Source organism: Enterococcus sp. AZ156 (assembly GCF_051714165.1).
Lineage (GTDB): Bacteria > Bacillota > Bacilli > Lactobacillales > Enterococcaceae > Enterococcus_B > Enterococcus_B pernyi.
On the sequence record NZ_JBIORI010000001.1, the window covers coordinates 665,201 to 677,810 of the forward strand.

Sequence of the window (12,610 nt, forward strand, 5' to 3'; positions counted from 1 at the left end):
ACTATGAACTTTTTTAAGTATTTGAAAGATCAATGGTCGCTGATCGTCGGTTGGATATTTTTTATTTTATTGACGATTTTTGTGATGTGGTTAGCCCCTAATATAACGGTCGATTGGGCCACGATTGCTTACTTAACATTGATCGAAGGTGTTTTCTTAATCTTTTTTTTACTTGTCTGTTACTTGAGTAAACGTCGGTGGTGGGCAAAATTGGCAAATCTACAAAAAAATTCTCCCTTGCAAAATTATTTAGATGGTGGACATACAGAGGAAGAGAAGTTGATAGAAGATTATATCAATCAACTGATACGTGAACATCAGGAAGTGATGCAAGAAGCCATCACGAACCAGCAAGATCAAAAAGATTATATCGACTCATGGGTCCATGAAATCAAAGTACCCGTAGCGGCTTCAGAATTATTAGTACGATCGATCGAGTTTGATATCGATGATCAAAAATATACATTGTTAGAAAATGAGTTGTCTAAAATCGATGAGTATGTGGAACAAGTATTGTATTATGCGCGCTTGGATAGTTTTTCAAGAGACTACTTGATCCAAGAATACAGTATCAAGAGTATCATCCAACCCGTCATTCGTAGCCAAGCAAATTATTTTATCCAAAAGAAAATACGTTATGAAGTGATAGGTGAAGATCAAACGATTTTGACTGATTCCAAATGGGTGGCTTTTATTTTCAAACAGATTCTTAGTAATGCCATTAAGTATACGTCGGATGAAGGCGAGATCAAACTATTGATCGAGAAGACGACAAAAGGCGTAAAATTTTCTGTCAAAGATTCAGGCATCGGTATACCGAAAGAAGATGTTGGACGGATTTTTGACAAAGGCTTTACAGGGGCGAATGGCCGTCTGAGCAAAACCCACTCTACTGGTCTAGGATTATACCTCGCTAAAAATCTTGCGGAAAAATTAGGGATTTCTCTCACTGTTGACTCGATCGAAGGAGAAGGGACGACTATGTCTTTGTTTTTCCCTATCTTGAGTTTTTACCAAGAAGAACGCTAAAAAAATGGGATTGCGACATGTTCACGCGTATTTCTGAAGGAACTACCGGTTGAACATGGTCTAATTTGGTTGTGATAGAAGTATGTTGACCTTAGATGATGATTGGAAAAGTTTTAATATAGTTATACATCAGCTGTTGCCCCGAAAGTAGAAGAATTTTCGAGGTAACGGTTGATTTTGTTTATGATTTATTAGTGACTGATTGAACTTCATAGAATCGTCAAGGAAGTTAAGTTAGAAAAAAGTGAGAAATAAAAAATAACTCTTGTGTTGTTAACGTTTTCGTTGATATGTTCTATAACATGTGACATTTAAAAGAAGGAGAATGTTTATGGAATTATTAATCGCATTAGTCCCAATGGTCGCGTGGGGAAGTATTGGTTTAGTCAGTGGAAAGATCGGTGGCGATGCCAATCAACAAACATTAGGAATGACGATCGGTGCATTTCTTTTTTCACTCGTTGCTTTTTTCATCGTTAATCCAACGATCACGCCATGGATCACATTGATTGGATTTTTATCTGGTCTAGCGTGGAGTGTCGGACAAAATGGGCAGTTTCATGGGATGAAATTCATGGGAGTATCTGTAGGATTGCCGTTATCCACTGGTTTTCAATTAATTTTGAATACGATTGCGGGCGCTGTCTTTTTCCATGAATGGACACAAACAAAAGATTACGTTTATGGTATTTTAGCGCTGATTCTTCTTGTAAGCGGTGCGTATTTGACTGCTCGACAAGATGATGAAGGAAAAGTCGATACAGATAATAAAATACTTGATTTTGGTAAAGGATTCAGAGCATTGATCTATTCTACTTTAGGTTATGGTGTCTATACGATTATCGTCAACTGGGCGAATTTAGATGCGATGTCGATTATTTTACCGCAAAGTATCGGTATGATCTTAGGGGCAAGTTTCTTTGCTTTCCGAAAAGTAAAAGTTGATCAATATGTTTGGAAAAATATGGCGAGTGGATTGCTATGGGGAATCGGTAACGTATGTATGCTATTGACCGTTAAGTCATTAGGACTAGCAGTCGGTTTCTCTCTTTCTCAAATGGGGATCATCATTTCAACTCTAGGTGGTATTTTTATCTTAGGGGAGAAAAAGACAAAAAAAGAGCTTATATTTGTAATTGTAGGTTGCCTTTTAGTTATTTTTGGTGGTATCCTTTTAGGGTATATGAAAACAGCGTAAAGCTGTTTTTTTATATACTCAAAAATCAGGGGGAGGGAATTTAATGGATTTGTTTCGTAAGAAAGAAATCAGTCTCAATCATACGAGTGAGATGAAGAAAGAACTAAAAACATCCGATTTGATCATGCTTGGCATTGGCGCGATCATCGGTACAGGTATATTTGTCGTAACAGGAGTGGCAGCAAACCAAAATGCAGGTCCGGCACTATCATTATCGTTTGTTTTAGCAGCGATCGTTGTGATTTTATCTGGTCTAAGCTTTGCAGAATTTGCTTCGCGGGTACCAGTGATTGGCGGACCATATGCGTATCTATACGTCGTATTCGGTGAATTTGCCGCTTGGTTGACTGGATGGTTATTGATCGGTGAGTTCTTATTGGCCGTTTCATCCGTTGCGTCAGGTTGGTCCGGTTATGTACAAGGGTTTATTGAAAGTCTTGGTTTTGGCTTACCAACGGCGCTAACAGGTGGATATAATCCAGCCAATGGTACATACATCGACTTAATTGCGGTGCTTGTTGTGATTTTCGTCACATACATTGTTTCTTTGGAAGCGAAGAAAGCGTTACGATTGAACAACATGATGGTTTATGTGAAATTTGGAATCATTGCATTATTTATTATTGTAGGAATCTTTTTTGTTAAACCAGAGAATTGGCAACCATTCACACCATTTGGCTTTGAAGGTGTCCTAGATGGCGCAGCATTAGTTTTCTTCGCATTCTTAGGATTCGATGCGGTAGCGATGGCTGCGGAGGAAGTAAAAAATCCTCAAAAAGATGTACCACGTGGAATCATTGGCTCGATCTTGATCGCAACCGTGTTGTACATCATCGTGACATTGATTTTAACAGGGATCGTGCCTTATACAGAATTAGGTGTGAATGATCCTGTGGCATTCGCGATGCGTTATGTAGGACATGGTACAGTAGGAGCGATCATCGCCGTTGGCGCGATCTTGACCTTATTGACTGTGACGATCTCCATGATGTATTCATTAGCTAGGTTATTATTTGCAGTAAGTAAAGATGGCTTGTTACCGCAGTTCATGACAGAAATCGACAAGAAACATCGCACACCGAAGAAAGCGACGTATGCAGCAGGTATCGCCGCATTATTCTTCGCAGGATTCTTCCCATTGAATATCTTGGCAGAGTTGACGAACATCATGGCATTGGCTTATCTAATGTTAGTTAGTCTAGGCTTACTGAAATTACGTAAAATGTTTGGCAAACCAAAAGCAGGCGAGTTCAAAGTACCATTGGTACCGATTTTACCAATCATTTCGATCTTATCTTGTCTAGTCTTGATGTCACGTTTACAAGCGGTGACTTGGTTAGTCTTTGGGATTACGATGGTGATCGGCCTAGTGATTTACTTTGGCTATGGTTACAAACACAGTAAGATGAATACCGAAAAATAAAAAGATAAACAAAAAACCTTGTATCAAGCAGCATTGCTGATACAAGGTTTTTTCATTCTATTTGTTATTGCGTTAAATCGAGTAATTTTTGTTTCAAGTCTTCTTCCATATGGCCAAGTTCGACTTCTGCATGACGACGTTTTTCTTTTCCTTCTTGTTGGATACGAAGTGTTTCTTGGATCGTTTCGATCAAATCATTTTGTGTGGTTTGCAATGTTTCGATATCCACGATGCCACGTTCATTTTCTTTAGCAGTTTCGATGGCAGAGATTTTCAACATTTCTGAGTTTTTCTTCAATAAATCATTGGTTGTTTCAGAAACTTGTCGTTGTGCTGTAACTGCATCTTTTTGTCGAAGCAAGGTCAATGCGATAACCACTTGGTTTTTCCATAATGGGATGGCTGTAGCAATCGATGCTTGGATCTTTTCTGCCAATGCTTGGTTTGTATTTTGGATCAAACGGATCTGTGGCGCTTGTTGGATCGTGATCTGTCTGGCTAAGCGTAGATCATGAGTGCGCTTGTCTAGGCGATCAAGAAACTGTGTATAATCATTGGCGATCTGTACATCCATTTGATCCCCTGTTTCTTCTGCTTTTCGCATGGCTTCTGGAATGATCTTTGTCTGTAATTCTTCCATTTTTAATTCGCCAGCAGCGATATAAATGTTCAACGCATCAAAATAATCTTTATTTTTTTGATAAAGTTGTTCTAACATCAGATTGTCTTTTAATAGGCCATCTTTTTCTTTGTCTAATTTGACTGAGATCTTGTCGATTTGCGCACCGATTTTTTGGTATTTGGCAGTGACTTCATAAATCGATTGTTTGACTTTACCGAATACGCGTTGGAAAATATTTCCTTCTCCTGCACGTAATTCATCTGGATTTGCTTCTTGAAGGCGGTACATCAGTTCAGTCAATGAATCACCGACTGGTCCGATATCTTGTGCTTGCACGTGATTCAACATCGACTGTGAGAACTCACCTAATTTTGTTTGAGCAGCTGAACCGTAGCTGATGACCGATTGAGAATCAGTGACATCGATTTTTTCAGCCAATTGTTTGGCTTGTTCTTGTCTTTCAGCAGGTAATTTATCAATCAGCCGAGCAGCAGTTTGCTGTTCTTGAAGTGCATTGATTTCATTTTGTTGTGTTTGAGTCAATTTATCGACGGGTGTCGAAAAAGGATTATTCAATAAATCTTCTAAAGTATCATTTACAGGGGTTACTTCGTGTTTTGGTTCATGTGGATTATTTTCCATTAAAATTCCTCCTTATCGATTAAGCTAGAAAAAGTACCCGAAACAATCAGACGATGTCTAAGTGTTCCGAGTCCAAGAAATAAACGTGCTTATTCTTCTGGTACATCTTTATTATCACGCTTTAAGCTTTGTTTCGCAACAGATATCTCTACATCGATATCTTCCAAATCTTCCGAAACGAAATCTTGATAGTCTTTCGCGACTAATGAAGCAAGTTGATCAATGATCTGGGTACTTTCTTCCAGTTTTTGATAGGTCTGTTTGTTTTTGATCTCGTGTTCATTGATCTCAATATATTTGTTTGTCAAATCCACTAGGTTTGGCAAGTGGGTGTAAAGGAACTGACTCGCATCGTGCAATCGAGTGGGTTCTTTTACGAGTTCTTTGAACAAACCTTTTGCTGCTTTTACAGGTTCGTGACGAAGATCGATCGCTTTAAGCTTTGCCGTTTCGTACATATTTTTTTCTAGTTGTTCGATTTCATTTTTTGTTTGATTCATCGTTTCTCTAAAAAAAGAGATTTCACTCGGTGTCATGCCGTTTTCGCTATAATGGGTCGCTAATTTGTCAGATAGATTTGGTAAAGCTGTTTTGTCCTTAGGTTTTTTACGAAAACCAAAAAGCCCCCAAATCAGCAAAACTGCGCCAATTAACAAGATCATTGATATGATCGATACATCATTATAACTGAAGAACAGTATCACTAAGAGTAAACCTACGATCCATTTCCAATTCTTTTTAATCATCCTAAAAACCTCCGTGTATATTCATTGTCCACTCTGCTCATCTACTTCTTTATTTTAGCACAACCTTCTTAATAATTAGTATCGGACTAAAGGTGGATTTTATGAGTTTATAGAATTTCTAAGGTTTGGATATGGTAAACTAAGTAAGAAATCAAAAAGAAAATTGAAAAAAACAAAAAAAGTAGTTATTATAGGACAAAAGAAAGCAGGGGAAAAGATGCTTGAATATGAACAGTTTGAAGAGAAAACGATCCAACGAAAAGAAATTTATCATGGAGCGATCATTGATGTCGCTGTGGATGATGTTCGCTTACCAGATGGAAATATCGGGAAGCGTGAATTAGTCTTTCACCCCGGTGGTGTAGGAATCATTGCTTTTGATGAAAAGGATCGTCTACTATTAGTCAAACAATTCCGCAAACCTTTAGAGAAAGTGATCCTCGAAATACCAGCTGGTAAAATTGATCCAGGAGAAAAACAAGCGCCTGAGATCACTGCTGCTAGAGAATTAGAAGAAGAAACTGGGTACCGCGCAGAGCGTTTGGATCATTTGACTTCTATGTATTTGTCACCAGGATTTGCGAATGAACTCCTGCATATCTATCATGCAGTAAATATCGAAAAAGTGGAACAGCCTCTCGCACAAGATGAGGACGAAGTATTGGAACTTTATGCGTTGACTTTAGCAGAAGCAAAACAAGCGATGTCAGATCAAGTCATTTGCGATGCAAAAACGATTTATGCGATTCAATACTGGGAATCAATGAACAAAGGAAAGTAGAGGGATCGATTGATGGTCAAAGGACCGCTAGTCACACGTAGCGAAATCCGTAAACGACAGCAAGAACAAGCACAAGAATCATTAAAAAAACAAAGAAAAGCGGAAGCTACGTACAAACAAGAAGAAAAAAAGATCGCGAGTTTTTATCGTAAAGAACAAAAGAAAAATAAGCCAATCACGAAAACAAGAGCAGGCGAACGAGAAAAAACACGTAAATGGAATGCTGTTTTGATGAAAGGCTTGGTTATAGTCATTTTATTGTTAGCCATCGTTTTTCTGGCAGTTGCATTTATATAGAAAGAAGGAACAACTAAATGAAAATTGGAATCATCGGAGCAATGGAAGAAGAAGTAAAAATTTTAAGAGAGCAACTAGGACAACCCTTATCATGGGAAAGAGCAGGCGCTCTGTTTATCTCAGGCTCATTAGGCAACCATGAAGTCATCGTTGTACGTTCAGGTATCGGGAAAGTCTTAGCATCGATCACAACAAGCTTATTGATCCAACAATATGGTGTAAACATGGTCATCAATACAGGATCAGCTGGTGGCATTGGTGAAGGTCTACGTGTAGGGGATGTAGTGATCTCTGACAAAGTTGCCTATTTTGATGCAGATGTTACAGGGTTCGGTTACAAGCCAGGACAATTACCAGGTATGCCTCTTTATTATGAAGCAAGCACGTATTTACGTTCAGAAATGAAAAGAGCCGCAGAAGCAACCAACTTGAATGTAAAAGAAGGCTTGATCGTCACAGGAGATACATTTGTTGATTCGCCAGTCAAAGTCCAAGAGATCTTAGGCAATTTCCCTGAAGCACTTGCTTGTGAGATGGAAGGGGCTGCAGTCGGTCAAACGGCACAACAATTCAATATTCCTTTCTTGATCGTGCGAGCAATGAGTGATACTGCGGACCATTCAGCGACACAAAGCTTTGACGAATTCATCGAAGAAGCAGGGAAACGTTCAGCTGAAATGGTGATTGAATTTGTCAAACATCTTGTATAAGGAGTGAACCGAATGAAAGCATTGATTTCGATTGATTACACCTATGATTTTGTGGCAGACGATGGGAAATTGACGACTGGAAAGAGCGGTCAGGCAATTGAACCAGCTTTAACGAAGTATACAAAAAAGTTTATTGATGAGAAAGAATTTGTCGTATTTGCGATCGATGCACATGATCCCGAAGATGCTTTTCATCCGGAAAACCAATTGTTTCCACCACATAATGTAGTCGGAACGAGTGGCCGCGATCTGTATGGTTCATTGCAAGAGATTTATGCGGAACATCAAACACAAGCCAATGTTTATTGGATCGATAAACGTCACTATTCTGCATTCAGTGGAACAGATCTTGACATTCGTTTACGGGAACGTGGGATTACAGAGATTTATTTGACAGGTGTTTGTACAGATATCTGTGTCTTGCATACAGCAGTCGATGCCTATAACCTAGGCTATCAATTATTTATTTACGAAGATGCAGTTGCCAGCTTTGATCCAATCGGACATGACTGGGCATTGAAACATTTTCAAACAGCCCTTGGTGCGGAGATCATTAAGGGATAAAAAGAGTGAATAAAGTGGATAAAGGCGTTTATATCGTACTTTATCCACTATTTCTATTGGTCATTAACTGAAACAAAGAGAAATAGATACATACAAATTGATCAATGTGGTGTGCATAAAGTCGTTTCTACGTGAAGGGAAGGAATCGGTATGAGAAAAGGGAAAGCAAATTTGGGTTTTTTAGGTTTACTGGGAATTTTAGGGTTTTTAGGATATTTGCCAAATCTCTCAGGGTTATTTTCGCTCTTTGCATTATTTTCTTTGTTTGGCTTTTTTTTGGATAACAAAAAATGGGGAAGGTTTGAAAGATTTTTTTACGAAAGAAAGAGTTTTAACCAGAAGTATCTTACTGAAAATTATAATTTTTTCACTGTTATTAGCATATATTCTAACTATAAAACTGGGAGAGTTACAAGCGTTCGTCACTATATTTATTAGTATGTTTTTTTCTCTGTTAATTGTTTTAAATTCATATCTGAGCAGAGACTAGTAGGAGTAGTGTCTGCTGATCGGTGAAGAAAGTGTAAAATCATACATAAATTCAAATTAAAAATATCAAAAAGAAATATGAAATAAGCTGAAAAAGGCTCTTCGACAAGTAGTGTTTCTATTTCTACCATTAAGGGGAGTAGAAATGAATCTGGCGACTGAACCCGTCAGCAGTACTTGCAAGTTTGGTAGTAGGTTGTGATTAAGAATATTCCTTTGAATACCATAAGTTAAATAATTGTTATTTGCGAAACTTTTAGAGTATTAATGATAATAAAAGCCAGCTTTGAAATATACTAATCTTGTAGTAGAAATAGATTTGTTTGCATTCTTTACTGCTCTCTCATTTGGGGAAGTAGTTTCTTTTTGAGGTATTTTTGGAATAACTACAAAAGGTTTTAGTACTGAAGATGCTATTGCTAGAGGATTGGACACAAGTGGAAATGGTTGGATTGGATGATAGGTTGGTGAACCAAGCAATGTTTCACAGACTGTTTATTACGTAAGGTACATGAAATAAAACAATGTAAGTAAGGTGAAATAATGAAAAAACTGGATTCCCGATATATCGTGGGTGTATTTCTTTTATTGTTTGTTTTAAGAGGAATCTTAGAATTTATTTGGAAAGGAAATTATTCATTTACTCTCGATGAAATTTATTTTAGAGTCCCGATTGTTGTTGGTGTTGTGATTGGATTGGATTGGTACCAATTCATAAAGGCTGGGGTACATTTAAATCTCTTTTTTTCATCTTTTTGAGTGATTATTTACTGAAAAAATCATTTGATCTTTTAGGATTAGAAAAAATAACTTTTACACTAGTACCTTATCTTATTATCTTAGGAGTCCTTTTAATTATTTTTTTTTTGCTAGATTGATTATAAAAAACAAAAAAGGGGTTTCCCTACACTAAAAGAAGATCAGATAAAAAGGGGTTGTGACAGAAGTGTTCAGCCTTATTTTCGAAGAGGTTAATTCTGTTCCTACCCTTAGGTGGTGGAAGGGTACTAATGTATCACTCCTTTTTTGGTGTTTATTTATTAATGAGGAATGGAAGAATATAACAAATAAGAAGAATCGGTAATTTTCCATTATTTTCAGATTCAGACTTCTGTTTGTGGTTGATAGGAGAAGTGAGTGCAAGTTTCTAAGCTCACTTCAGCTGATTAAGTAGGAGATTATCTATAAAAATGAGCTAAATATAACAGAGCTTTTTTCGATTGGAGAAATGCACAAACTTTTGAAAATAGAGGTGGGTGGAAAAAACCAGGAAACCCACCTGAAAAACTGAACACCGCTGAAAGTCAGTTAAGTCAAATTGTGGGAGTAACCACCACTCGAGAATCAGAGTCAAAGATTGGTATAGAGATAAAATGAAAAAAGACTGTTTATCGAAGAAATCACTGTAAATAATATGATATAATTTTGAGGTAGAGAAGTGAAAAGATGGTGGCTAATCTCTTGAAAAAGGGGTGATGCCTATGGTTCATAGCTTTATCCCTAGAAGGGGGTAGGCAAGTGTCAAGTTTTGAAGCAATGCAACTGATGATCGCTTTTGCGACATTATTTTTGCTGATTATTGCCCATAAAGACCAAAAAAAGTAACCATCTAATCCACTTTGGCGAGTAATTAGATGATTAGAATATCAAACTAATAAAAGCTGCCGTCTTTTTAACGGTTCTACAAATGAGCTATGTTAGCGCATAGCTCATTTTGTTAATCATAGTATAGCAAAATAATTTTACCCTTGCAAATATGAAATAGACAAGTGTCGATTTTTTGAAGCAATGCAACTGATGATCGCTTTCGCAATGTTAGTTTTGCTGATTATTAACTATAAGACGTTAATACAATGAAATATAACTTTAAAAATAAGAGTATAAAGCAAACATTTTGGTGTGTCTGCTCTATACTCTTTTGACTTGTTATTTAACTAAGGTTAGCTTTTGGAACATCGTTTATTTGAATTTAAATCAGAAACAAAAATGAATTTGCAAATGAATTTATTTTTTTGCCCCATACGCCTAGTTTGTTAGGGAATTATTTACCAAATATGCACACGTTCTTCAGGTGCTAGATACATCGGATCTTCTTCAGTGATCGCAAATGTTTCATAAAACTCTGCTAAGTTTTGTGGCTGGATATTCGCCCGAAGTTTCGCAGGTGCATGAACATCGATTTGTAAAAGTAATTGTTGGTATTCTTTTTTCGCTTTTGTACGCCAGATTGTCGCCCAATTCATGAAGAAATCGGCTGCTGAATAATCGTCTTCTGTCATTGCAGCTTCTAGTGCGCAACTTAATCCGCCAGCATCTGCAATATTTTCAGAAACGGTTAGTTTTCCATTGACTGTGCCATCAGCAAAAGGTACACCGTCAAACTGTTCGATCATGGCTTGCGCTTTTTCTTGGAAATGAGCGAAGTCTTCTTCTGTCCACCAGTTATTCAAGTTACCGAACTCATCAAATTTCGCCCCGTTGTTGTCAAACGCATGGGAAATCTCATGGGCAATGACTGCACCGATTCCGCCGAAGTTTGCCGAGCTAGATTGTTCCAAACTATAAAATGGTGCTTGTAAAATCGCAGCTGGGAAAACGATCACGTTTCGGAATGGATGATAGTACGCATTGACTGTATCCGCGCTCATTTCCCATTCATCACGATCAACAGGCTTGTTCCATTTACTGAAACGGTCTTTTAGGGTTAGATGACTAAAGTTCAACGCATTTGAAAGCAAGGTTCCACCTTCATTTGCGGGAACTGTTTGGAACGCATCGAACAAGGCAGGGATTTTATCAGGGTAACCGACTTGGATGCCTAATTTGTTCAATTTCACAATTGCTTTTTCTCGTGTCGCATCACTTAACCATTCATTCGTTTCGAGTCGTTTTTGGTAAACATTGATCATTTTCTTGACCATTTTTTCGACATCTTTTTTCGCTGCTTCGCCAAAATACTTGTTACCGTAGTAATCGCCCAACACATGATCAAACTGTCCAGAAGCAAGGTAGTAAGCTGCTTTCTTTTGTGGCATTGCTTCATCGGTTCCTGATAAAGTCCGAGAGAAGATCCCACTGACTTGACGGAAATCTTCAGATAGATAACTGCTTAGTGAACGCACCGTTTTTACGATCATCCAGCTTTTAAGTAGTCGGAAATGTGGTGTCGTCAAAAGTTCAGCTAAATGTTCAAAGTAGACAGGGTCAGTAACGATCACTTGGTCTGGACGTGTGCCGATCAAGCCAGTAGTCAAGGTAGTTAAGTCAAGAGCATCGGTATATGCCGTAAATTCATTAAAGGCACGTGGATTGTACATTTGGCTATAATCTGCATTTTCTTCCGCGCTTTTAACATGGGGCGCAATCAATTTATCGAATTGGATCGCTTGTTCGACGATTGCTTCTGCCTGACTTCTTTCTCTGCCTGTCATTTCTAAAAGTTGGACCATCATATCAAAAAAGACGGACAATAATTGAGCACCATTTAGATGTTCTGCTTCATAATAAGTTTTATCTGGTAAAAATAAAGAGGGTGGTGAAGCGAAAAAGGCATTGACTTGCGCATTTTTCATATCTGCATCCACATCTAAGACAACAGGCAACGGTAAGCTGTCCAATGTCCATTCGGGAAATTGCTGATTTAATTCGTCAAAGGAAGTGAGTTGCTCGATCCTTTCGAGGATTGGTTGTAAAGGTGTAGCACCTAATTGATCTCTATATTCATAATCATTTGCTAGTTGATAATATGCAAGGAAGTGACGCATTTTATCAGATGTAACTTTTGTTGGATCAGCTAACATCTCATCTGTATCTCGCATCATTAGTTGATCAATGCCATCAACTAAATCCTGAAACCCACCAGTTGCTGGCTTATCGGCAGGAATTGTTGCTGTTTTTAACCATTCTTCATTTACTGCTTCAAAAAAATCTTGTTTCAAACGTTCTTGGTTCATTGAATCATCGCTCCTTTTTAGTTCCGTGTGCCCATTATCTAACAAAAAAGCAGAATAAACAAATGGAATGTAAAATCTATTTCAAAGCGACAAATTTTGTAATCGGTTTCTTTTGTAAGCAAGCTCTAAAAATCATTTTACATACGAATCAGGAAA

Annotated in this window: 13 protein-coding genes; 10 read left to right on the forward strand and 3 right to left on the reverse strand. The window is 37.7% G+C overall.

Annotated elements, in window-relative coordinates:
• Positions 1 to 3: 3 nt before the first annotated feature.
• From sapS to IGJ95_RS03235, 3 genes are all read left to right on the forward strand, one after another.
• Entirely contained in the window at positions 4 to 1,029 is a 1,026-nt protein-coding gene (gene sapS, locus IGJ95_RS03225) for a two-component system sensor histidine kinase SapS (RefSeq protein ID WP_153830464.1), read from the forward strand.
• A 331-nt stretch (positions 1,030 to 1,360) separates the two neighbouring features.
• Positions 1,361 to 2,227 carry a GRP family sugar transporter gene (locus IGJ95_RS03230; protein WP_153830465.1) on the forward strand — a complete coding sequence of 289 codons (867 nt, stop codon included), beginning with the start codon at positions 1,361 to 1,363 and terminating at the stop codon, positions 2,225 to 2,227.
• Between the two features lie 43 nt (positions 2,228 to 2,270).
• The gene (locus tag IGJ95_RS03235; RefSeq protein ID WP_019724164.1) at positions 2,271 to 3,650 is read left to right on the forward strand and encodes an APC family permease; all 1,380 of its coding nucleotides are present in this window, start codon (positions 2,271 to 2,273) and stop codon (positions 3,648 to 3,650) included.
• A gap of 64 nt (positions 3,651 to 3,714) precedes the next feature.
• On the opposite strand, the gene IGJ95_RS03240 is transcribed toward IGJ95_RS03235, so the two are convergent.
• Positions 3,715 to 4,914, reverse strand: coding sequence for a toxic anion resistance protein (locus IGJ95_RS03240; RefSeq protein ID WP_010736201.1), 1,200 nt, complete (start codon positions 4,912 to 4,914; stop codon positions 3,715 to 3,717).
• An 89-nt stretch (positions 4,915 to 5,003) separates the two neighbouring features.
• Positions 5,004 to 5,660 carry a 5-bromo-4-chloroindolyl phosphate hydrolysis family protein gene (locus tag IGJ95_RS03245; RefSeq protein WP_023519185.1) on the reverse strand — a complete coding sequence of 219 codons (657 nt, stop codon included), beginning with the start codon at positions 5,658 to 5,660 and terminating at the stop codon, positions 5,004 to 5,006.
• A gap of 217 nt (positions 5,661 to 5,877) precedes the next feature.
• Between IGJ95_RS03245 and IGJ95_RS03250 the strand changes: the two genes are divergently transcribed.
• The 7 genes from IGJ95_RS03250 (at position 5,878) to IGJ95_RS03280 (ending at position 10,358) form a co-directional block, all read left to right on the forward strand.
• A complete protein-coding gene (locus IGJ95_RS03250; RefSeq protein ID WP_010736199.1) occupies positions 5,878 to 6,441 on the forward strand; it encodes an NUDIX hydrolase in 564 nt (187 codons plus the stop codon).
• Between the two features lie 12 nt (positions 6,442 to 6,453).
• Positions 6,454 to 6,738 (forward strand): cell wall synthase accessory phosphoprotein MacP, encoded by a 285-nt coding sequence (gene macP, locus IGJ95_RS03255; RefSeq protein ID WP_010736198.1) that lies wholly within the window; start codon positions 6,454 to 6,456, stop codon positions 6,736 to 6,738.
• 17 nt (positions 6,739 to 6,755) lie between these two features.
• Complete coding sequence (locus IGJ95_RS03260; protein ID WP_023519186.1) at positions 6,756 to 7,448, forward strand: 5'-methylthioadenosine/adenosylhomocysteine nucleosidase; 693 nt, start codon at positions 6,756 to 6,758, stop codon at positions 7,446 to 7,448.
• Between the two features lie 12 nt (positions 7,449 to 7,460).
• Complete coding sequence (locus tag IGJ95_RS03265; protein ID WP_023519187.1) at positions 7,461 to 8,012, forward strand: cysteine hydrolase family protein; 552 nt, start codon at positions 7,461 to 7,463, stop codon at positions 8,010 to 8,012.
• Between the two features lie 150 nt (positions 8,013 to 8,162).
• On the forward strand, positions 8,163 to 8,450 hold the full coding sequence (locus tag IGJ95_RS03270; RefSeq protein ID WP_010736195.1) for a hypothetical protein: 288 nt from the start codon (positions 8,163 to 8,165) through the stop codon (positions 8,448 to 8,450).
• 1,569 nt (positions 8,451 to 10,019) lie between these two features.
• Complete coding sequence (locus IGJ95_RS03275; protein WP_411151637.1) at positions 10,020 to 10,106, forward strand: putative holin-like toxin; 87 nt, start codon at positions 10,020 to 10,022, stop codon at positions 10,104 to 10,106.
• A gap of 156 nt (positions 10,107 to 10,262) precedes the next feature.
• On the forward strand, positions 10,263 to 10,358 hold the full coding sequence (locus IGJ95_RS03280; protein WP_353629272.1) for a putative holin-like toxin: 96 nt from the start codon (positions 10,263 to 10,265) through the stop codon (positions 10,356 to 10,358).
• A 188-nt stretch (positions 10,359 to 10,546) separates the two neighbouring features.
• On the opposite strand, the gene IGJ95_RS03285 is transcribed toward IGJ95_RS03280, so the two are convergent.
• Complete coding sequence (locus tag IGJ95_RS03285) at positions 10,547 to 12,454, reverse strand: M13 family metallopeptidase (RefSeq protein ID WP_153830467.1); 1,908 nt, start codon at positions 12,452 to 12,454, stop codon at positions 10,547 to 10,549.
• Positions 12,455 to 12,610 lie beyond the last annotated feature (156 nt).